Annotated in this window: 18 protein-coding genes, 1 pseudogene and 1 riboswitch; of the genes and pseudogenes, 13 read left to right on the top strand and 6 right to left on the bottom strand. The window is 39.4% G+C overall.

The features are described from left to right. The first annotated feature begins 103 nt into the window (after positions 1 to 103). Complete coding sequence (bluB, locus tag AC1DUW_RS08195) at positions 104 to 745, top strand: 5,6-dimethylbenzimidazole synthase (RefSeq protein ID WP_053344332.1); 642 nt, start codon at positions 104 to 106, stop codon at positions 743 to 745. Between the two features lie 170 nt (positions 746 to 915). Then, a complete protein-coding gene (locus AC1DUW_RS08190) occupies positions 916 to 1,041 on the top strand; it encodes a hypothetical protein (protein WP_255264071.1) in 126 nt (41 codons plus the stop codon). Positions 1,042 to 1,099: 58 nt separating this feature from the next. On the opposite strand, the gene rpoN is transcribed toward AC1DUW_RS08190, so the two are convergent. Continuing rightward, positions 1,100 to 2,473: an RNA polymerase factor sigma-54 gene (gene rpoN, locus AC1DUW_RS08185; protein WP_477642314.1), complete on the bottom strand. Its 1,374-nt coding sequence runs from the start codon at positions 2,471 to 2,473 to the stop codon at positions 1,100 to 1,102. A 389-nt stretch (positions 2,474 to 2,862) separates the two neighbouring features. Between rpoN and AC1DUW_RS08180 the strand changes: the two genes are divergently transcribed. The 4 genes from AC1DUW_RS08180 to AC1DUW_RS08165 all read left to right on the top strand — a co-directional run bounded on the left by AC1DUW_RS08180 (position 2,863) and on the right by AC1DUW_RS08165 (position 7,451). After that, the gene (locus AC1DUW_RS08180; RefSeq protein ID WP_053344334.1) at positions 2,863 to 4,188 is read left to right on the top strand and encodes an aminotransferase family protein; all 1,326 of its coding nucleotides are present in this window, start codon (positions 2,863 to 2,865) and stop codon (positions 4,186 to 4,188) included. A gap of 18 nt (positions 4,189 to 4,206) precedes the next feature. Next, a complete protein-coding gene (locus AC1DUW_RS08175; protein WP_053347937.1) occupies positions 4,207 to 5,640 on the top strand; it encodes an aldehyde dehydrogenase family protein in 1,434 nt (477 codons plus the stop codon). Between the two features lie 2 nt (positions 5,641 to 5,642). Further along, on the top strand, positions 5,643 to 5,774 hold the full coding sequence (locus AC1DUW_RS08170) for a hypothetical protein (protein WP_255264070.1): 132 nt from the start codon (positions 5,643 to 5,645) through the stop codon (positions 5,772 to 5,774). Positions 5,775 to 5,930: 156 nt separating this feature from the next. After that, positions 5,931 to 7,451, top strand: a complete 1,521-nt coding sequence (locus AC1DUW_RS08165) for an aldehyde dehydrogenase family protein (protein WP_477642313.1) — start codon at positions 5,931 to 5,933, stop codon at positions 7,449 to 7,451. Between the two features lie 207 nt (positions 7,452 to 7,658). Here the strand turns inward: AC1DUW_RS08165 and AC1DUW_RS08160 are convergent, their stop codons facing one another. Then, the gene (locus tag AC1DUW_RS08160) at positions 7,659 to 9,698 is read right to left on the bottom strand and encodes a molybdopterin oxidoreductase family protein (protein WP_053344336.1); all 2,040 of its coding nucleotides are present in this window, start codon (positions 9,696 to 9,698) and stop codon (positions 7,659 to 7,661) included. 191 nt (positions 9,699 to 9,889) lie between these two features. On the opposite strand from AC1DUW_RS08160, the gene putP reads away from it, so the two are divergent. From putP to AC1DUW_RS08145, 3 genes are all read left to right on the top strand, one after another. Beyond that, positions 9,890 to 11,359 (top strand): sodium/proline symporter PutP, encoded by a 1,470-nt coding sequence (putP, locus tag AC1DUW_RS08155; protein WP_053344337.1) that lies wholly within the window; start codon positions 9,890 to 9,892, stop codon positions 11,357 to 11,359. A gap of 157 nt (positions 11,360 to 11,516) precedes the next feature. Continuing rightward, on the top strand, positions 11,517 to 12,791 hold the full coding sequence (locus AC1DUW_RS08150; RefSeq protein WP_053344338.1) for an ATP-binding protein: 1,275 nt from the start codon (positions 11,517 to 11,519) through the stop codon (positions 12,789 to 12,791). 51 nt (positions 12,792 to 12,842) lie between these two features. Next, positions 12,843 to 13,979 (top strand): DEAD/DEAH box helicase, encoded by a 1,137-nt coding sequence (locus tag AC1DUW_RS08145; protein ID WP_053344339.1) that lies wholly within the window; start codon positions 12,843 to 12,845, stop codon positions 13,977 to 13,979. Positions 13,980 to 14,044: 65 nt separating this feature from the next. On the opposite strand, the gene AC1DUW_RS08140 is transcribed toward AC1DUW_RS08145, so the two are convergent. Together AC1DUW_RS08140 and AC1DUW_RS08135 are read right to left on the bottom strand one after the other, a co-directional pair. Continuing rightward, positions 14,045 to 14,242: a hypothetical protein gene (locus tag AC1DUW_RS08140; RefSeq protein ID WP_053344340.1), complete on the bottom strand. Its 198-nt coding sequence runs from the start codon at positions 14,240 to 14,242 to the stop codon at positions 14,045 to 14,047. A 44-nt stretch (positions 14,243 to 14,286) separates the two neighbouring features. Beyond that, complete coding sequence (locus tag AC1DUW_RS08135; protein ID WP_053344341.1) at positions 14,287 to 15,168, bottom strand: DMT family transporter; 882 nt, start codon at positions 15,166 to 15,168, stop codon at positions 14,287 to 14,289. 183 nt (positions 15,169 to 15,351) lie between these two features. On the opposite strand from AC1DUW_RS08135, the gene megL reads away from it, so the two are divergent. Further along, complete coding sequence (gene megL / locus AC1DUW_RS08130; RefSeq protein ID WP_053344342.1) at positions 15,352 to 16,527, top strand: methionine gamma-lyase; 1,176 nt, start codon at positions 15,352 to 15,354, stop codon at positions 16,525 to 16,527. Here megL and AC1DUW_RS08125 read toward each other — a convergent pair. Beyond that, positions 16,524 to 16,754 (bottom strand): hypothetical protein, encoded by a 231-nt coding sequence (locus AC1DUW_RS08125; protein ID WP_053344343.1) that lies wholly within the window; start codon positions 16,752 to 16,754, stop codon positions 16,524 to 16,526. The genes megL and AC1DUW_RS08125 overlap by 4 nt on opposite strands. A 368-nt stretch (positions 16,755 to 17,122) precedes the next feature. Next, positions 17,123 to 17,253, top strand: a riboswitch (FMN riboswitch). A gap of 144 nt (positions 17,254 to 17,397) precedes the next feature. On the opposite strand from AC1DUW_RS08125, the gene ribE reads away from it, so the two are divergent. From ribE to ribH, 3 genes and pseudogenes are all read left to right on the top strand, one after another. Further along, positions 17,398 to 18,036, top strand: coding sequence for a riboflavin synthase (ribE, locus tag AC1DUW_RS08120; protein ID WP_053344344.1), 639 nt, complete (start codon positions 17,398 to 17,400; stop codon positions 18,034 to 18,036). A 19-nt stretch (positions 18,037 to 18,055) separates the two neighbouring features. Next, positions 18,056 to 18,694: pseudogene (gene ribB / locus AC1DUW_RS08115) on the top strand (3,4-dihydroxy-2-butanone-4-phosphate synthase); the annotation flags it as partial. A gap of 81 nt (positions 18,695 to 18,775) precedes the next feature. Further along, positions 18,776 to 19,246: a 6,7-dimethyl-8-ribityllumazine synthase gene (gene ribH / locus AC1DUW_RS08110; protein ID WP_053344346.1), complete on the top strand. Its 471-nt coding sequence runs from the start codon at positions 18,776 to 18,778 to the stop codon at positions 19,244 to 19,246. A 522-nt stretch (positions 19,247 to 19,768) separates the two neighbouring features. Here ribH and AC1DUW_RS08105 read toward each other — a convergent pair. Further along, positions 19,769 to 21,955, bottom strand: coding sequence for a bifunctional glycosyltransferase/CDP-glycerol:glycerophosphate glycerophosphotransferase (locus AC1DUW_RS08105; protein ID WP_053344347.1), 2,187 nt, complete (start codon positions 21,953 to 21,955; stop codon positions 19,769 to 19,771). Between the last annotated feature and the right edge of the window lie 795 nt (positions 21,956 to 22,750).

The raw sequence follows: 22,750 nt of genomic DNA, 5'->3' as shown, positions 1-22,750 counted from the left end.
TTTTCTGTGTCGAAGTTACTTTTAATTGTAATGGTTTACCTGTAACATTTATATTGAATTTTTAGATAAATTTCTGAGAAGCCGGAAATATTGGGGGAGAACTATGTTTACTAATGACGAACAAGCAGCCGTATATAAAGCTATTTATAATCGAAGGGATATCAGGAGTTTTTTACCCGATCCCATTTCAAAGGAAATACTGCAAAGAATTTTGGATGCGGCACACCATGCCCCGTCTGTAGGATTTATGCAACCTTGGAGTTTTATTGTTGTTTCATCTCAGGAAATCAAAAACCGCTTGGCCTGGGCAGCCGATAAAGAGAGAAGAGCGCTCGCAATTCATTATGAAGGCGGAAAAGAAAATAAATTTCTTAGTTTGAAAGTTGAAGGGTTAAAAGAAGCACCATATACCATCTGTGTAACCTGTGACCCGACACGGGGAGGTTCCCATGTGTTGGGGCGGAACTCGATTCCAGAAACCGATATTCTATCCACTGCCTGTGCGATTCAGAATATGTGGCTAGCTGCCTGTGCCGAGGGATTAGCAATGGGATGGGTCAGCTTTTACAAGAAAAATGATATCCGTGATATTTTGGATATACCGCCGCACGTCGAGCCTATCGCACTTATGTCGGTTGGCTATACTGATCAATACCCGGATAAACCTATTCTTGAATTAGCCAACTGGGAAAAGAGACGGTCTAAGGATGATCTTATTTTTGAAGATAAGTGGGGTAAAAAATAAAACTCTTTGTACCTTCATTCATGCTAGTGAGGAGAAAATTTGGTGATGTAGCTTTATACTTTTAATAATAAAAACAGGAAAAACAGTGAACAAATTTGACTCCAATCTTATCCTCTCTCGAATTACAATCCACTACGCATATTGAGTGTAGGCATGTGGAGAGGAATGTTGTGATAGGGTATCATCGGGCTGTCGTTTCTTCAGTTGCTTTTGATTGTATCGGTCAGAGTAAAGTCAGAGGAGAAGACGATAAATGGGAAGTCGTTCAAACTAGTGCTGCCGTTTCCCGATGTTAAAGTTTAACTATAAAGAGAAAAAAACTAGCTGTACTTTTACACAGCTAGTTTTTTTGTTTCAAAATCTCCGGCGTTTAGAAGATCCAGGTATACCGAGGTCTTCACGGTATTTTGCGATGGTCCGACGGGATATTTTGGTTCCTTCATTTTCAAATATTTGACAAAGTTTTTGGTCAGAAAAAGGCTTTATTTTATCTTCATCGGCGATCAAGACTTTTATTTTTTCTTTGATGGTAAGAGTGGATTCGGTTTCTTGGCTGTTCACTCGGTTTAAGCCTCTAGTAAAGAAGTTCCTTAATTTGAAGAGGCCTTGCGGAGTTTGGATATATTTATTGCTCGTGGCCCTGCTGATTGTTGATTCATGAAGCTGGAGTTTTTCGGAAATATCTTTCAGTGTCATAGGTTTTAATCCAGCAATCCCTTTCAAGAAAAAATCCTGTTGTTCCTCTACAATGGTTGCTGTCACTTTGTAAAGGGTCATTTGCCTTTGTTCAAGACCTTTAATCAGTAATTGAGCATCATTTAAGTGATTTTTGACGTAATCTTTAGCTGGGTCGCCCGGCTTAGTGGCTAATATATTCGTATAGTAATGGTTGATTGATAGTTTAGGTGCGAAACTGTCGTTAACCGTAATCAGATAGCCATCCTTTTCTTTTTCTACGAATACGTCCGGAACGATGTAATGGGTCATATCATTAGAAAAATGACTGACGGGACGGGGATTTAACGTGCGGATAAAATCTGATGCCTCTTGGACTTCCTGAATAGTTACTTTGTAAAGGTTGGCTATTTTCTTGTAACGCTTTTCAGCTAAATCTGTTAAGTGCTTATCTATAATAGTGTACGCTAATTCATTATAATGCTCATGCTCACGCAGCTGAATGAGTAAACAATCAGTCAAATCTCTGGCACCCACTCCGATGGGGTCAAGGGATTGCAGAACTTGAATCATGTCTTCAATTTCTTCCATAGACACGGAAAAAAGAGAGGCTGCCCAATCTGCATCCACTTCAAGAAATCCATATTCGCTTAAGTTTCCAATTAAAAATGCGAGGATCTTTCTTTCAAGAGGTTTCAAGAATTTCAGCATACTCACTTGTTCTAGTAAATGATTTTCTAGTGTTTCTGTGTTTACTGAATAATTATTGATAGGGTTATAATCACTGTCTCCATTGAATCCTTTACTTGTAGTCGAAGATCCTCCTGCCTGAGTGTTTATTTTATTTGTACGTATACCAGATTCAGAGAGAGAGGCGAGAGGGTCTTTAAATGTTTCGGTTATTTCGAGAACAGGATTTTCGTTAGCCTGTTGGTGTAAAAAATCTATAAGTTCATGTGCAGAATATTGTAGAATATTGATCGATTGCTGTAATTGAGGGGTCAAAGCTAACTTCAAAGTTTGCTTTTGATACAGTTCAAAGCCTACCTGCATTTATATCAACTTCTTTCATTTTAGATTAACCGAGGGCTCAAAAGGGAAATGAAAATGTTATTAACATGATAATAATACAAATTTTTCAAAAATTCAATAATTTATGTCAGGTTATGTAACATCATTAAGAAATTAAATGCAAAAAACGACAATATTAGTAAATAAGTATTAATATTTGTTGAAAAATGGAAATTTAAATATGTTTGATTTGAATATGAATCGATTGATTTATATTCGAATCAATACGCGCTATTTTTGATTTATTTATGAATCACTTTCTCTCTGAATACTATTATATAAAGCTCATATACTTTGGCATGCATCTTGCTATATAAATACTTATAGAAAATTATAAAAAATCTATTACGTGAGAGAAGGGTGTTTTTTACATGATTAAAGAGAAGACGGGGATTCAGGAATTAATCGATTTGGATAAAAAGCATTTTATTCATCCGACTACAGCAATTGCACAACAGCAGGCGGATGGTCCAAGTTTCATTTTTACAGAAGGTAAAGGAATATATCTTACGGACGTCACGGGTAGAACCGTCATCGATGGCATGGCCTCACTTTGGAATGTGAATATTGGGCATGGACAAGAAGAGTTGGCTGAAGTGGCGAAAGAACAGATGGCAAAGTTAGCGTTTACCTCCAGTTTTGCTACCTTCAGCAATGAGCCGGCTATTCGTTTAGCTGCTAAAATTGCTTCAATTGCTCCTGGGGATTTGAATGCTGTTTTCTTCACTTCAGGTGGATCGGAATCGAATGATACAGCGATTAAACTTGCCCGTCACTACTGGATTTTAAAAGGGCAGCCTAATCGTCAAAAGATTATTTCCCGTTCGAAATCCTATCATGGGGTGGCAATGGGAGCGACAAGTGCAACAGGCTTGAAACCATTCCGTGACTTCACGAATTCCATCGCTCCGGATTTTTGTTATGTAGATGGTTCTTCCATTGAAGATTTGCGTAAGGTCATCGAACAAGAAGGGCCAGAAACGATTGCTGCATTTATCGCGGAACCGATTCAAGGAGCTGGCGGCGTGAATCTACCTCCTGAAGGGTATTTTAAGGAAGTAAGAGAGATTTGTAATGAATACGGCATTTTAATGGTAACGGATGAAGTCATTACAGGCTTCGGAAGAACAGGTACGTATTTTGGAATTGAGCACTTCGGTGTTGTGCCAGACATGATGTGCTTTGCAAAAGGTGTGTCGAGCGGATATGCCCAGTTAGGTGGCGTGGTCCTTAATGATAAGATGCATCAGGATTTTATAGCCCTGTCTAAAGGCACGCTTTTACATGGATACACATACAGTGGGCACCCTATGGCTTGTGCTGTCGCCTTGAAAAATATTGAAATTATTGAACGCGAAAACTTAATAGAAAACTCGAAACAGCGTGGCTTAGAATTGCTTGAGGGCTTTAAAAAGCTACAAAGCAAACACCCGATTATTGGGGATGTTAGAGCACTTGGTCTTATTGGAGGCATTTCCATTGTCAAAGATAAACAAACCGGGGAAGGCTTTGAAACACAGCTAGCACCAAGACTTGTAGCTGAAGCTGCGAAGAATGGTTTAATTTGCCGGTCTGTTACGTTTGATCAAGATACACTCGTGTTTGCACCACCTTTAATCATAACTAAATCAGAAGTCGAAAGAATAATTGAAATCCTGGATGAAACATTTACAGCTGTCGAAAAAGAAATTTTATAAGAGGTGAAAAGGATGGTAATGACGGAAACTCTGAAAAAGAAACTATTTATTAATGGAAAATGGAAAGAAGCCCAAAAGTTCACGACACTAAAGTCTCCCTATAGCGGGGAGGTTTTAGCGGAGATTCCGGCTGCTACCCCTGAAGAGGTTGAGTTGGCGATAGACTCAGCTTATCAAGCTAGAAAAGCAATGGCTGCTCTGCCAAGTCATAAACGGGCTGCCATTCTTGAAAAGCTTGCAACTCTTTTGGAAAGCCGTAAAGATGAGGCAGCTGAAATTATTGCTAAAGAGGCAGCGAAGCCGATCAAAACAGCGATAGGAGAAGTCTCCCGGACGATTGCCACATATAAATTTGCAGCAGAAGAAGCAAAGAGAATTCATGGAGAAACATTAACGATGGATGCGACAGCTGACGGGGAAGGTAGAATTGGTTACACCGTACGCGAGCCAATTGGCGTAGTGGGTGCAATTACTCCTTTTAATTTCCCGATGAACCTGGTAGCTCATAAAGTCGGACCGGCCATTGCTGCTGGAAACCCGATTGTCTTGAAACCTGCGAGCCAAACGCCACTATCATCGCTATTACTAGCTGAGCTATTAGCCGAAACAGATCTTCCTGATGGAGCGTTTAATCTGATTACGGGGAGTGGTTCGGTAATTGGTGATAAATTAGTGACTGATTCACGGGTGAAGAGCATTTCATTCACCGGAAGCCCTGCTGTAGGAATCGGTATCCGTAACAAGGCGGGCTTGAAGAAAGTGAGTCTTGAACTTGGTTCCAATGCAGCGGTTATTGTGGATAAAGGGATTGATATTGATAAAATTATCCCACGGTGTGTAACGGCAGCATTTGCTTTTCAAGGGCAAGTCTGTATTTCCTTACAGCGAGCATATGTTCATGAAGAGGTGTATGACGAGTTTGTAGAAAAATTCTCTGAGGCAACGAAGGGACTAATACTCGGCGATTCTTTGGACCCGGCAGTGGATGTCTCAGCGTTAATAAGCGCTGGTGATGTAGAACGCAGTCTGGACTGGATCAGTGAAGCAAAACAGTACGGTGCCGTTGTTGCAGCAGGAGGTAAATCTGAAGGGAATATCCTGCATCCTACTGTCTTACTGGAGGTGGATGCGAAGCTTAAGGTATCCTGTCAGGAAGTCTTTGCTCCTATTGTTTTGATCAATAAGGTGTCGTCGGTTGAAGAAGCAATTGATTTGGTCAATGATTCCGAATTTGGCTTGCAGGCAGGGGTTTATACAGACAATATCAATTTGGCCCTTACTGCAGCTGAAAAACTGGAAGTCGGTGGCGTTATCATAAATGATATCCCAACATATCGCGTCGACAACATGCCATATGGCGGAGTCAAAAAAAGCGGGATGGGCCGTGAAGGGTTAAAGTATGCGATTGAAGAAATGACGGAAATGAAGCTGGTCATTTTTAATCGGAATTAATAATGAAAAAGTATGGAGATGAGCAGCTGCTCATCTCTTTATTTTTGAGAAAATATATTTCTTCTAAATATATTTTTTATGAATCTTTTAATAGAAATAAAGAGGTTGTGGCGAAAGTAGAGAAGATTGACTAAAGTTATTATGCAAAAATGAATAGAAAATTCACGATTGAATTTATATGGGACAGGGAAGAGAAAGAAAATGCGATTTTACCTAATATTTCAAACTGGCATGAATCTTGCTTATATCTTGTATATAGGTAGATAACTTAAAACCGAGGAGGAATTAAAATGCAGGAAACTTTACAAAATAACACACAAAAAGAAGGAACGGAAGCACTAGACTTAAAGATGTTTATCAATGGGGAATGGGTGAGTTCGACTTCGGGTGAAAAAAGGGATGTATTGAATCCGGCTACGGGAGAAGTTATTGCTACAGCTGCAGAAGGAACACAGAAGGRTGTCGATGCAGCGGTTGAGGCAGCTAAATATGCTTTCTATGAAGGCGGATGGTGGGGAACTCCGGCAGTGGAGCGAGCCAGACTTTTATTCAAAATTGCCGATAAATTAGAAGAAAAGGCTGAAGAACTAGCTGCTTTGGAAACGTTGGATAATGGAAAACCATTGCGCGAAGCTCGTTTTGATATAGATGATGCAGCAGCCTGTTTTAGATATTATGCAGGATTGGCTACTAAACCGACAGGACAGACGTATGAAGTGCCTGACGGTCAGCAAGCAATGGTCATCCGGGAACCAATCGGAGTTTGCGGGCAAATTATTCCTTGGAACTTCCCTTTGTTGATGTCAGCCTGGAAATTGGCTCCGGCGCTAGCTGCAGGAAATTCCGTCGTTTTCAAACCATCAGAAGTAACACCAGTAACGGCYGTTAAACTATTCGAAATCTTGGAAGAGGTCGGAGTACCCAAAGGTGTCGCAAACCTAGTATTAGGGGCAGGAACAGTTGTCGGACAGGCCATTGCTGAACATGAGGAAATTGATAAAGTGGCCTTTACAGGCGGAACARCAACAGGCCGTAAAATCATGGAAGCATCGTTAGGGAATTTGAAAAAAGTGACTTTGGAGCTTGGTGGGAAATCCCCTAATATCGTATTTGCAGACTCTGACTTTGAGACTGCTGTTGATTACGCTTTATTCGGGATCTTCTGTAACCAAGGACAAGTATGTTCAGCGGGCTCTCGATTACTTTTGGAAGAGTCCATTTATGATCAATTTATTGCAAGTCTTACCGCGAAAGCGAAACAAATTAAAGTGGGGTCAGGTTCTGATGAAAAAACTCATATGGGACCAGTCGTTTCTGAAGCCCATATGAACAAAATTTTATCGTATATCGAAATTGGAAAAGAAGAAGGAGCCAAATTAATCGTTGGTGGGAACCGGATTAAAGGAGAGGGCTTGGAAAATGGGTACTTTGTTGAACCAACGATTTTTGTTGATACAACACCTGAAATGCGTATCGTGCAGGAAGAAATTTTTGGACCAGTACTTGTCGTTCAAAAGTTCAAGGACGAGGCAGAAGCTCTTCGACTGGCCAATGACACGAAATATGGTTTAGCTGGAGCGGTGTTTACGAATGATATCGCTAAGGCGTACCGTGTCATCAAAAAAGTACGTGCTGGTATCACGTGGATAAATTCTTATCACCCGACATATAACGAAGCTCCTTGGGGCGGCTTCAAACAAAGCGGAAATGGCCGTGAGCTAGGTACTTTCGGATACGAGGCTTACACAGAAGTGAAGCAAATTAATAACAACTTGGATATTCAACCAACAGGATGGTTTGATGAAGAGTAAATAGCTAGATGAAAAGGCTGTTCCTTAAGGAACAGCCTTTTTGTGGAAATGAAATTCTAGAAACGTAAATATAACTCCAGAATCGTAGATAAACTCCAGAAATTGAACATTTTTTAAAAAATGCACTCAAAATAAAATGAATAATAGACACTTTTCAGTAATGAGCATAAAACATGATAATCAATCAAATACGATACGACTATAATTTCACAGTTTTAATAGATCAACCCGGCCTGAAAAGAAAACGGCGCCATTTCCCATATCTGCCACCCTGTCTGGAGTAAGTGCATTGACATGTTGCTTTGTTTCAGGTGTGATCTGCCATAAGCCTTGGCTGACAAGAACACCGGCTAACACATTTTCCCCGGGAGCAGCAGTTAGCACACATTCACCGCGCTCGTTCCAGATACGGACCATATCTCCTGTATCTATTCCTAATTTTAGGGCATCTGCCGTATTCATGTGTAGTTTCGGCTCTTTTTCCATAGAGATATGTTTTTCGTTATTGGAAAAAGTTGAATTCAAGAAATTGTGATTAGGTGCTGGTATGAATAAAAATGGCAGGTCACTGTCTTTGACGATTGGCGTATACGTTGGTAGCGGTTCGTATCCATGCTTCTTCATCTGTTCAGAATAGAGTTCGATTTTGCCGCTCGGTGTCTGCAGTTTACCCGGGAACAGCGGACTCATCTTGGCTTTGACAAATTGACTTTCTGAAAGGGATTCATAAGTAATTCCTTCTAAATACGGGTTATCTGGAAAATTGAGTGCCTGGCGTATCATATCATCCTCTGAATCTCTAAAAGCTGGTTCTTCAAAGCCCATACCACAGGCTAACAGTTTGAATAATTCGACATTTGATTTCGACTCTCCATACTTTTCCACTACAGGTTTTTGTATTTGGACGTAATTATGCCAGTATGAATTATAAAAATCCTCCGTTTCATAAGATGAAGCAGCAGGCAGGACGATGTCGGCATACATTGCCGTTTCTGTTAAGAATAAATCATGGACCACAGTAAATAGATTTTCTCTCATCAGACCTTCCTGCACTTTATTCGCATTCGGAGCGACAAGGGCTGGATTGGAACTGTATATAAATAAGGAAAGAATCGGGTTTTCTTTTTCAAAAAGGGCTTGACCGATTTGGTTCATATTAATGATACGTGTTGTTTTATCCTTCAAAAGGTCAGGACGTCTTAGGGCATTGGTATTAAAAGCCAGGTATCCTGAATTCCCCTTTATCGCGCCACCGCCCTTCACAAGCCATTGACCGGTAAGTGCAGGAAGGCAGGCGATGGTCCGTACGGCCATGCCGCCATTATCATGGTGCTGCAGACCGTTTCCTATTCGTATGAATGAAGGAGTCGTGCTACCGTACATTCGTGCCAACTCATATAGGTCATCAATTGGAACACCTGTAATCGCTGAGACGGTGGCAGGGTCATATTGGCGGACATGCTCGCATAATTCAGCGGAGCCCACAGTGTATTCATCTAAGAAAGGTTGGTCGACTAGATTTTCGGCATATAAAATATGCATTAAACCGAGAGCGAGAGCACTATCAGTTCCGGGCAGAATAGGAATGAACCAATCGGCCCACTTTCCAGTTTGGTTCTTATGTACGTCAATGACCACAACTTTTGCCCCGTTTTTTCGGGCCTGCTGGGCAATTGTTACTTGGTGCATATTTGTGCTCACAGCGTTAATGCCCCACAGGATAAAAAGCTTTGTTTGAATCGTTTCTTCCGGGTCGATGCCGAACGAACCACCCATCGTATAGTTATAGCCAACAGAACCGGCCGCGTTACAAATGGAACGTTCAAGTCTGCTTGCCCCGAGCTTATGAAAGAACCGACGATCCATTCCTTCTGCACTGAGGTTTCCCATGTTTCCATAAAAGCTGTAAGGAAGGATGCTTTCTGGGCCATGCTGTTCAATTAAGTTTTTCCATTTTGAAGTGATTGTGTCAAGGGCTTCCTTCCAGCTGATTGGAACAAAATTCCCTTCTCCTTTTGAGCCGATCCGCTTTAATGGCTGCTGAAGACGTTTGGGGTCATATATGCGAGCTGTCATGTTTCGGACTTTGTTGCAAATATTTCCTTTAGTAACAGGATGGTTTGGGTCTCCTTGCACCTTAATGATTTTCCCATCTTTTTTGTGCAAAAGTAAGCCGCATTGATCAGGACAATCAAGAGAGCAAACTGAGGGAAAGACTCCATCTGGTTGATTGATATAGGGTTGCATGGCGAATTCCTCCTTATAATCTAATCTTATATCTTGCATCGATAATCTATTTATATCTTAATTATTATTGAATGTGAAATAGTAGATAGTTGCAAGAACTTCTTAACATATGATTTTTTTTCTGATAAGCTTACAAGATAAAAATGAACCTTTTTTATCACAAAATAAATAAGTAATAGGAGGATATATTTTTGGATTATGGAGTAATAATATCTATTGGAATATATATGGCAGGTATGCTATTAATTGGTTATTTAGCTTATCGGAAAACTGCCAACTTAACCGATTATATGCTTGGAGGCCGCAACTTGGGCCCGGCTGTAACCGCATTAAGTGCAGGGGCTTCCGATATGAGCGGATGGCTGTTAATGGGTCTTCCTGGTGCGATGTACATAAGCGGCTTAAGTGCCGGGTGGATTGTTGTCGGCCTGTGTGCAGGGTCTTATTTAAATTGGTTATTTGTAGCGCCGCGACTTCGGACATATACGGAAGTGGCCGACAATTCGATTACGATACCGGACTTTTTGGGAAATCGGTTTAAAGATAGTTCTCGAATATTAAAAGTGGTATCAGCCTTAGTCATCTTAATCTTTTTCACCTTTTACACCTCTTCAGGTATGGTAGCGGGTGGGGAGCTTTTCCGAACTGCTTTTAATATGGATTACCGCTGGGGCATCTGGCTGACAGCGAGTGTTGTTATTCTTTATACATTATTTGGCGGTTTCCTTGCGGTTAGCTGGACGGATTTTGTACAAGGTACGATCATGTTCATTGCCTTAATTTTAGTCCCTGTTGTCACGATTGTAAATATTGGCGGCTGGGATCCTACCATTAATGAAATAAAATCGATTAATCCGAATTTATTACATGCTTTTGAAGGAACTTCAACTATTGGTATTATATCGTTGCTAGCATGGGGTCTTGGTTATTTTGGTCAGCCTCATATCATCGTTCGATTCATGGCGATTTCATCTGTAAAAGAATTGAAAAGCGCACGACGAATCGGTATGGGCTGGATGATTTTCGCTATCGTAGGAGCGATGTTTACGGGATTGGTCGGAATCGCTTATTTTAATCTGACAAGCGGACCTTTAGGGGAAAAAAATGCCGAGTCTGTCTTCATCATTCTGGCTAAAGAACTATTTCCTTCTTTGATTACAGGCTTCTTATTAGCAGCGATTTTAGCAGCGGTCATGAGTACGATTGCATCTCAACTGTTAGTATCCGCTAGTGCGCTGACTGATGATTTCTATAAGCAGTTTATTCGCCCGAATGCATCGGATAAGGAATTAGTGCTGGTTGGACGATTTGGTGTATTAGCGATAGCTGCTATTGCCCTTATTTTAGCTTTCAACCCTAGTGGTACGATTCTTAAATTGGTCGGTTATGCCTGGGCTGGGTTTGGAGCAGCATTTGGACCGGTCATTTTGTTAAGTCTTTACTGGAAACGGATGACCAAATGGGGCGCACTAGCAGGAATGATTGTGGGTACCGCAACTGTGATCGTCTGGGAAATGATTGATAAATTTGCTGAAGTCTATGAAATCATCCCTGGATTTATTGCTGGTACAATAGCAGTCGTGTTTTTTAGCCTGTTATCAGCCAAACCTTCTAAAGAGATAGAAGAGGATTTCAATCAAGCTGTAAAAAATCTCTCTTAATTATTGACGCTGCTCAATCAAATGGGCGGCGTTTTTTATATGATAAATAACCAAAATATATGGTACAATATTCGTAAAGTCCTTATGTGTAAAACATGAGGACTTTTTTTGAGTGGTTTGGGAATAATAAACCAAAAACAACTACAAAGGATATAAAATGAACCAGTCTCATAAAATTGCAATTAAAGTAGCTATTATATATATAATCATTGGGGTCTTATGGATTATCATTACAGATTCCTTCTCGATGACCCAGGCAAAAGAAGATGTCCAGACATATGCGATGTTTCAGCATTCCAAAGGGTGGATGTTCATTTTCATTACCGGGATTTTTTTATATATTATAATCCGATATTGGACTGGGAAAATGTTGCGCTCTCAACAGGAATTTAATCTGAAGGATGAGCAATATCAGTCGTTGTTCAAGCATAATCCGGATTGTGTCCTTGAATTGAACCTCGAAGGAAATGTCGTTTCAATTAACCCGGAGGCTGAAAAGCTGTTAGGTCACCAAAGTGACAACTTGAAGGGCAAAAATGCCAATCATTTTATCAACTGGAATGAAAGTGAAAAAGTATCTGTTTTCTTTACACAATCCCTTCAAGGAGAGGCTGTTAAATTCGAAACGACCATCCAGAATATGAGTGATGAAAAGCGGATAATTCGTGTAACTTTTTTGCCAATTATTGTTCAAACGGAAATGCTTGGAGTATATGCAATCGTCAGGGATATTACCGAATTGCGGCGAGAAGAGGAATTGATGATCATGTCTGAAAAGTTATCTGTAATCGGACATCTGGCTGCTGCCGTCGCACATGAGATAAGGAATCCGCTGACATCGCTAAAAGGGTTCGTGCAGTTAATGGATATGACGAAAGAAGTCAACCCGATGCATTCTGATATCATGTTAAAGGAAATTGATCGAATTAATATTATTTCGAGTGAGCTGCTGGTTCTAGGGAAAAAACAGGATGTTGCTTTATGTAAAATTGATCTTGGTGACTGTTTACAACAAGTATATACGTTAATGAAAGCAGAGACGAATTTGAATAATATTGAGATGGGGTATCAGGTAAAAAAAGCCGAGCCGGTTTATATTATGGCTGATTCCATCGAACTTAAACAGATGGTCATTAATATTGTCAAGAATAGCATTGAAGCGGTTAGTGATAATGGGAATATAGACATATCCTTGGATGTCATTGATGATCATGCTGTAATCAGTGTGAGTGATAATGGAATAGGTATGGTGCCTGAGCGCTTGAAACGAATCGGTGAACCTTTTTATTCGACGAAGGAAAGGGGCACAGGAATCGGACTTGCAATCTGCCAGAAGATTATTCATCGCCTCGACGGAGAGATGCATTTTGAAAGTGAGAAAAATAAGGGAACCACGGTTACAATTCGGATTCCGTTGGCTACTACGCTTTAACAAATGGTACTATAGAGTATATGAAAAGTTTTTTTATTAAAGGAGAACGATATGAGCGAATTACCAGCATTAGTGAACGATAGAAAGCTATTTATCCAGGAGGCCTGGAAAAAATCTGGCTTCGGCCAACTTACTCCGATTCAAACGAAAGCGATTCCTGTAATTGTAGAAGGAAAAGACATCATGGCTGAATCACCTACGGGAACAGGAAAGACACTTGCTTATTTACTGCCATTGCTTGAAAAAATAGATCCTGATAAAAAATCTCCCCAAGCTTTAATTTTGGCGTCATCACGTGAATTGGTCATGCAGATTAATGAAGAAATCCGGATTTGGTCAGAAGGAAGCGGTATTTCAGGTGCAGCATTCATCGGTGGAGCGAATGTAAAACGTCAGTTGGACAAACTGAAGAAGCATCCACAGGTCATTGCTGGAACACCAGGACGGATTTATGAATTGATTGCCCAAAAGAAATTGAAGATGCACGAAGTAAAAACAATTGTCCTCGATGAAGGTGACCAATTAATTATTCCCGAGCATATGGGAACGATTAATAATATTATCAAAACTACGCTTAAAGACCGCCAAATCATGGTGTTTTCTGCAACTCTACCAGAGGAAACGGAAAAAGTGGCTCGTGGATTCATGAACGAACCAGAAATGATCAAGGTCGATAAGCATGAAAAAATGGAGTCAAAAGTAGACCATCTTTACTTTGTTGTTGAGAGACGGGAAAAGTCCAAGATTCTTGAGAAAATCACGAGGCTGAAAGATGTGAAAGCTCTTGCCTTTTTAAACGATATCGCAGAGCTGAGCGTCTTACATGAAAAGTTGAGTTATAAAGGCGTTGAAATGGGTGTCCTTCACGGTGAATCTAATAAAGTAGACCGTGAGAAAGCGCTGCGCAAGCTTCGTTCAGGTAAATCTCCGATGTTGATGGCAACAGATGTGGCGGCTCGCGGACTTGATATTAAAGGGCTGACAGCCGTCGTTCATATTGATATGGCTGAAAACATTGACCAATATATTCATCGATCCGGGAGAACAGGGCGTGCGGGTGCAAATGGCACGGTTATCTCGATTGTAACGGAAAGAGAAGAGCGAGAATTGAAAAAAATGGCACGTGAACTTGAGATTCCGTTAACGAAAGTAACATTCTATGGTGGAAACATCGTAGTCGAAGAATAATTTTTGAATGTAGAGATGGCCATGCAGGCTGTCTCTACTTTTTTTATCAAGACTAGGCAGGTGTATTAATACATACCCTCTAAACCAATCATTAACGTCATGAATAAAATATAACAAAGAACAGCTCCCAAAATCGTTTGGTTATGAATACTTTTACCTGCTTTTAGATTTTTCAAAAGTGAAACCAAATTAAGAAAACACATAGCACTTATTGATGGGATAACGAACAAGTGTATAAACAATAGCGTATCATCTCCACTCATTTTCTTGTTCCCTCCTACAGTGAGAATTTTTTTTGAAGAACACTCTACATGGACTTTTCTATTGTTGCAACTTGATGGGATGTCCAGTTAACCAGAAAGATCCCTACGAAGATGAGTGAACCACCTAACGCAACGTACCAGTGGACCGGTTCATCTAGCAAGATGAAACCAGATAAGACACCAAAAAAGGGAGCTAGAAATAGAAAGGCACTCGTTTTGGCGGAATCTCCTTTTTGTAGTAGGAAAAACCAAATTGAAAATTGTACGATAGAAGCCATAATGGCTAGCCATAATAAAATAAGCATGGATGCCGTTGTGATTATGAAAAAGGGCTGTTCAAAAAGATAAGAGCCAATAAGCAGCAGTACCCCTCCGCAAAGCATTTGATAGGCTGACATGACCCAAGTGTCGATTGCGTGTCCCCAGTTTTTCATCAACAGGGTGGCGAGGGACCAGGAAATGGCTGACATCAATCCGAGAAGGGTTCCTGTTTTTAAATCAAGATGTGCCCCCATTGTGATAAAGACACCGATAAATCCTAGGAAAACCCCTGCCCATTGCTGTGGGGCGTATCTTGTTTTACAAAAGAGCGTTCCAAAAATGATAACTAATAAAGGATTCATAAACGTCAAAATCGAAAGTTCCCCTGCTGAAATGGTTCTAAGGCCTACAAAGATGCAGCCCATGACACCAGCTGTCTGGAATAAACCGATGATAGCCAATTTAGCCCAGTCTATGGTCTTGCTTGGATGAGGTCGTTTGATGAGTTTAACAATTATGGCCATGATCAAACCTGCAAGGATAAATCTTATGGCTGCAAGCAACATGGGAGAAGTATAAGCTAATCCTATTTTTCCGATAGCGAATGACGAACCCATTAAAGCAGTCGTTAAAATGACAAGTAAACCAAAAATGACTTTGTTCATCGTTTCCCCTCCAAAAATCCTTATCTATGAATAGTCAAAATTAGAAAATTGAATGATTGTAAAATTATAGCATATTGCTGAAGATAGGAGTTTAATAATGAGTGGAAAACACAAATGAAAACGCTTCCTTTATATGGGATATTGACATATGATAGAAATAGACATTGGTGAGGAGGAGACGGTATGGCAGAGAAATATAAGCATATTGAAACGGCAGTAATTCATGAAGGATATGACTCGAAGGAGCATTTAGGAAGCTTAACAACACCACTGTTTCAAACCTCAACATTTACTTTCGAAACGGCTGAGCAAGGAGAAAGACGTTTTGCCGGTTTAGAAGATGGATATATTTATTCGCGTCTTGGAAATCCAACGGTACAGGTGCTTGAAGACAAGATTGCGGCATTGGAGGGCGGGGAAGCAGGGCTTGCTTTCAGCTCAGGTATGGCTGCGGTATCGGCTGTACTTTTTGCATTAACTAAAACAGATGACCACATCTTGTGTTCACAAGGATTATATGGTTGTACGTTTGGCCTCCTTCAGTTGATGAAAAGTAAATATCGTATCAATCATGATTTTTGTGATATGGATACAGAGGAACAGTTAAGGAAGATGATCCGTCCAGAAACAGCCTGCATCTATGTGGAAACCCCTATTAATCCGACTATGAAAATGATTGATTTACAAATGGTCATGAAAGTCGCGAAAGAATGCAATGTGCCGGTTGTAGTCGATAATACTTTTTCGACACCTTATTTACAGAAGCCCCTTGACTATGGCTGTGATGTCGTCCTTCATAGTGCGACGAAGTATCTTTGTGGACATGGAGACGTCGTTGCAGGTCTTGTAGTTGGAAAGAAAGAGTTTATCAATCAGGTAGCGGTAACGACTCAGAAAGATATCGGAGGAATTATTTCGCCGTTTGATGCGTGGCTACTACTGCGGGGGTTAAAGACTTTACCGGTTAGGATGGACCGGCACTCTGCCAATGCGTGGGAAATCTTTCGGGAGCTGAAACAGCACCCCCAGGTGAAGAATGTATATTATCCAGGGGATACTAGTTCTCCGGCCCATTATATAATGGAAAAACAGATGAAACATGGTGGGGGCCTTATCTCCTTTGAATTGCAAGGTACGAAGCAGGATGCCCAGAAATTCCTGAATAACTTGAGACTTATCAAAATAGCTGTCAGCCTAGGAGATGCCGAAACATTGATTCAGCATCCAGCTACCATGACTCACTCGGCAGTTCCTGAAGAATCCAGACATCAAATGGGGATCAGCGACCAGCTTATCCGCCTCTCAGTAGGCCTCGAAGCTTGGCAGGACATCTGGCACGATCTTCAGCAAGCCTTTTAGCTGGGGTCAGACCCCATTTCCCGGATTATTTCCCGGTTTTTTTGATGAAAATGGTGAAAGATAAGGATTAGAACAGCCAGGATGTAGGATAAAGGGGTGATTGTCGGGTAGAGAGTGCTGTTCCGTACACCAATGCCGATGAACGCCCAGAAGAAGACAAGCGGATAGCACCAATCCCGGATTTTAACTGCGAAGACAAAGGCCAGGATTGTTGCTGCAATCATCATGACAATCGTCCCGGTTACATTAGATATCTCAAATCCTTTCCAGCTACTATAGGTGAGATAGTAAGAAATGTCAGCGATGGCTGCGACGCTTACCCAGCCTAATTAAATGGAAAAAGGGCATAGGTCGAAAGAGGCATGCTCCACTTCATTAATGTTTGTTTAAATGATAATTAAGTTAATCAAAAGCGCAATAATAATGAACACTAATTTTACTTATTTAACCATTTTGAGCACATAGGAGGTCTATAAGAAAAATATGTACATTTTTTCTTATACATAGTAAGTTCTTGTTACTAATGATTCATTTAAGATTAGAAATTTTACATCTTTACTTTAAGGTGATAAAATATTCAGAGATTCATAATAATTTAGTCCTTCGGGGTCGGGTGAAAATCCCAACCGGCGGTGATGAAGAAATTCTAAGCCCGCGAGCCTGATAAAGGCAGGATTTGGTGAGATTCCAAAGCCGACAGTATAGTCTGGATGGGAGAAGGACGTGTGGAACCCAAGTGTATACGTGCGCCTAATTTTTCAAAAATGAAAATTTTAGGCTTTTTAGGTATACAATTTTTCACTCATTTCTCCTGCTAACTCCTTAGGTCAATCTAAGGGGTTTTTTATATTCTATAAAAGGGGGAAAAACATGTTTACGGGAATCATTGAGGATATCGGTACCGTCCATTCCTTGAAAAAAGGCAAAAGCAGCATGGAGTTGGCGATTCGTTCTGAGAAAATCCTCGAAGATGTACATCTGGGGGACAGTATTTCTGTCAACGGAGTTTGCTTAACGGTAACGTCTTTCACGCAAAGTCTGTTTACTGTCGACGTGATGCCAGAAACGGTCAAAGCTTCTTCAATCCGGACGTTAAAACTGGGATCACCTGTGAATCTGGAACGTGCCATGAGTGCACAGGGCAGGTTTGGCGGCCATTTTGTTTCAGGCCATATTGATGGTACAGGAACGATAATAAAAAAAGAGCGAAAAGAAAATGCTGTGTATTATGTGATCAAATTGGAAGAAGGACTCAGTACATTTTGCATCCCAAAAGGGTCAGTTGCCATTGATGGTACGAGCTTGACAATTTTCGGGATAGAGGGAAACCTGCTTACTGTATCTCTGATTCCCCTGACTCATCAAGACACAATATTGGGGCGGAAAGCAGCTGGCGATATTGTTAACATCGAAAATGACATGATAGGGAAATATATCATACATCAAATAAAAAAAAGTGATTCAAAACCAGGACTGAATTTAGAGTTTTTGGCAGAACACGGATTTTAATTAAAGGGCGGTGTAAAAGATGTTCCATACAATAGAAGAAGCGATCGAAGACTTAAAAGCTGGTAAAGTAGTAATCGTATCCGATGATGAAGACCGTGAAAATGAAGGTGATTTTGTTGTATTGGCAGAAAAAGCAACGCCTGAAGCGATTAATTTTATGGCGACCCATGGACGCGGTTTGATTTGTACAACCATTACCGAAGAACTGGCGGCAAAATTGAATTTGCATCCTATGGTCGGTGAAAATACCGATCATCATGGAACTGCTTTTACAGTTAGTGTCGATCATAAAAGTACTTCTACAGGAATAAGTGCATTTGAAAGATCCTTGACCATTCTGGAGCTTCTTAAAGAAGATTCAGTTGCTGGGGACTTCCAACGGCCTGGTCACACTTTTCCGATTGTCGCTAAAGAAGGTGGCGTGTTAATACGGGCAGGGCATACGGAGGCATCCGTAGATTTGGCAAAGTTATGCGGGGCTGCTCCTGCAGGCGTTATTTGTGAAATCATGAATGAAGACGGGTCAATGGCACGAGTATCTGATCTAGAAATTATCGCCGAAAAATTCGATCTTAAATTCATTACGATTGCCGAGCTAACTCGTTATCTCCAACAAAGAAAAATATATGAGAAACAGGAACTTGAATTAAATATTCCGAATGCTTGAAGGATATAAGTGGTTGAAAAATAAAAATACGAAAAAAATTGACATTTGTTTTTAAATTAGGAGGATATGGACATGGGGAAAATTATTGAAGCACAATTAATCGGATCAGGGTTGAAAGTAGGCATCGTGGTAGGAAGATTTAATGAGTTTATTACAAGCAAGCTTTTAGGCGGTGCATTGGATGGCCTTAAGCGTCATGGTGTTGATGAGAATGATGTTGACATAGCGTGGGTACCAGGGGCTTTTGAACTTCCACTAATTGCGAAAAAACTAGTGAACACAGGCAAATATGATGCAGTTATCGGCCTTGGAACAGTAATTAGGGGGTCTACTTCTCATTATGATTATGTGTGTAATGAAGCAGCTAAAGGCATGGCAGCAGTTTCTCTGGACACAGGTGTACCTGTTATCTTCGGTTTGTTGACTACTGAAAATATCGAGCAGGCTATTGAACGTGCAGGAACAAAATCAGGCAACAAAGGCTATGAAGCAGCCGTTAGTGCTATTGAAATGGCGAACCTTGGAAAATTGATTGAACAGTAAATGGTACACATTAAAAAAGCCGCAGAGAAGAAAATTCTTTTCTGCGGCTTTTTAATGTAGTGAATGTACAATTACCTGTCAGATTGAGCTAGCTTTTTCAACCCATTAAGCAGTTCTTCAAAGTTCGGGAAATTTCTTGCTATTTTATTGATGAGATTATCCTGTTCATTGAAGCTTGCCGCCACTTCTTCAATGAAGAAGCGTGTTCACCTGCTCTAGCAGCTTCAATTGAGGCATTCAGGGAAAATAAATTCGTTTGTTTTATATGTCTTCAATATTTGCTAAAACCGCTTGGATGTCTTAACAAGAGGAATAAAAGCACTTTGTTCCAATTTGTTCTTTTTCTTTCAAATATGCTTCTTCAAGATCGGAATATAATTAACATTATCTACCTCACAAATATAAACAAATACTTTAAACTTCTCATTCCTTATATCATTCAGAAAACTACCAAAGTATATCTAAACCAATAATATCGATACTTGCATTGGCAACAGAAGATGAACATACATTCACAACATACTATTTTACATCCTCGCCAAATACGGTTTTCACGACATTCTCTGCCGCATTGCCATTATCCCAACCGCAGAATTTATCGTAAAAGCGATCATACGTCTCTTGATATTGAGTTTTAACTTGGTCAATATTTGTAACGGCATCAATGATTTCATCCGTTGTTTTCACTAATGGACCAGGCACTTCTGATTCAATATCTATATAAAATCCTCTTAATGTATCTCTATATTTCTCAAGATCATAGGTGAAAAACAAGATTGGTCGTTTCAAATTTGCATAATCAAAAAATACAGAAGAATAATCAGTGATCAATATATCAGAAATCAAATAAAGTTCAGCAATATCATCGTATTTTGAATAATTATATACAAATCCTTCTAAACCATCTGTGTCGATCTCATCGGCAATAAAGTAATGCATGCGTAATAAAACGACATATTCATCCCCTAATTGTTCTCTCATTTTATGCAAATCCATTTGAATAGCAAACTTATACTTTCCAGGTTCATAAAATTCATCATCCCGCCACGTCGGGGCGTATAAAATCACTTTTTTATCAAGAGGAATTTGGAGACTCTCTTTTAAATTCTGGATAGACTCCTCATTATCCTTTTTATATAAAATATCATTTCTTGGATAACCGAATTCGAGCATCTCCTTTTCGAACTTAAAGGCACTTCTAAATATATCCGAAGAATATTGATTCGGTGAAATAAGATAATCCCAACGTCTTGATTGATTAAAGAAATGCTTTTTATAATTGGGATTTGCCGAATAAATATCATTCATATCAAAAACAAGCTTCTTCAACGGTGTTCCATGCCAAGTCTGCAAATCGATATTCCCTTCACGCTTATTCAATTTTAGTGGAAGGCGTGAATTACTTACCGAAAATTTAGATGTAGCGAAATAATAATAGTAAGCTAAGCTAAACCGTTTCACTTGTTTTGCATTACCTGGAATCTCTTTCCCTGTCTTATTAAAAATCCATATATATTTAAAATCGTAATTATGCTCAAGCATATATTCATAAATGTACTTCGGACTATCCGAATAGTTTTTCCCTAAGAAACTTTCGAATACGATTGTTTTTTCTTTTAGCGGCATACGCATGAACACAGAGCGATATAAATAAATGTACATTTTCTGCCTACTCTTCAATGCCCTCTTCATATTACGGGCAAAATGATGGAGTCCAATCAGCCTTTTATAAGATTCCAGTTTCCTTTTACGTAACAGCTTTAGCTCTCTTTTCACTACAACATTAAGCTTTTTCCTTTTTGATACATCAATTTTATCAACAGAAACGGCTACTTTATTAAAAAATTCATCGATACATCCTTGATTGGAAAACAGCATGATAATCTGTTTTCGATATATATTCAAAAATAACCAGTCTAAATATGAACCAGCTCGTTTGTTCATACCATATTGATCTTTCATCTGATTATAGATTGATAAAAAATCCAAAACCTTTTTTTCCCGATCCGATTGCATTACTGCAGGATTAGAGATGGGGTCATTGCGCCTGCGCTTGAAATAATAGCAACGTGTTAAAAATGGGAATGTCCCCATTTCACTTATGATAGGAACGATAAAGGATAAATCTGAATAACAATCAACTTCTTCTGAAAACCGCAAATTATTCACCTTTATAAAATCACGCGAAATAAGAGTGTGCAGGATTGACATACCACGGAACGAGCGTTGAATCCCCCTTCTTAAACGTACACGTCCTTCTTGCACTTTCTCTTCAATCTCTTCTATTATCATTCCATCATCAGCTTCTTCTTCAACCATATTCCCGATTTTACTATCCTCTTTATTAGTTAACCGGACCCGCTTTCCGGTAAGCATATCGTGTTCCCCAATATTCTCGACCAACCTTCCAATTGTATCGAGAGCAATAAAATCATCACTATCAACGAAGTAGACGAACTCACCCGTAGCATTATCTAAACCTAGGTTACGAGCTGCGCTCACTCCTTTCCTCTCATCATTATGGAAGCAGATAATCCGTTTATCCCTCTTGGCAAATTCATTAATGATAGCACCAGACTGATCCAATGATCCATCATTAATAAGTAAAACTTCCAAGTTACTATATGTTTGATTCACCACTGAAGTTAAACACTCATCTAAAAATTCTTCTGTATTATATACTGCAATAATTACTGATACCTTTTTCAATTTCAAAACTCCTTAGGTATTGATTTCCTAATTTTAATTAATAGGTAGATTTATTATACAATATTTCAAGTCTTTTTGACGCCCCAAATAAATTGGATGGATATGGAATTAACCTTATTAAATGCTTAGAGGGAGGCGGTTAAGATAATTGATTGCTTGTGAAATAGATATCAAAGGAATCAACTGCATAGAAGAAGGCAAAGACACTTCTCTTTTCCTCTTGCCTGACTAATTTAATTACTTCAAATGCTGTATTCATTTATTCTAATTGTAAAAGTAATATTAAAAAAAGTATTATTTTAGCTAAAGCATAATTAAATAAAAGATTTAACCTCTATAGAGAAAAAACGAAGAAGACCTTTCTCTCAATTAGATAAACCGTCCTTTATGATTGATTAATATTAAGTTAAATACAAATCCCATTTACTAATCAGGTTTGCTAAGAGGATTTATTTTAGCGACATAGCAAACTTGTACGTACAAAAATAGAATATTAATTAAAAGATTACATAACCAATACATGTAATTATAAAATCCACTCAATTGATAAAAATCAAAAAAATCCAAGTCAAACTAAGGATTCAAAATAATATATATTAAATATCAAAAAGACATTGCCACGATATTAAAATGATATCTAAGGAGTGGAATTGATGACAATTAAGAAAATGCCTGTTTCTTTACCTGAAAGTGCAAAACAAAATTTAGAAAAGATGTCGGCAATTTGTTTTAAGAAGGCTTTTGGGAAGCGCCGACATCTTTTCTAAATTTTGTTTTGCACTTTCAGGTAAAGAA

This window comes from Peribacillus sp. P4_C12 (assembly GCF_056402095.1).
This window is presented reverse-complemented; position numbering and strand designations above follow the sequence as displayed.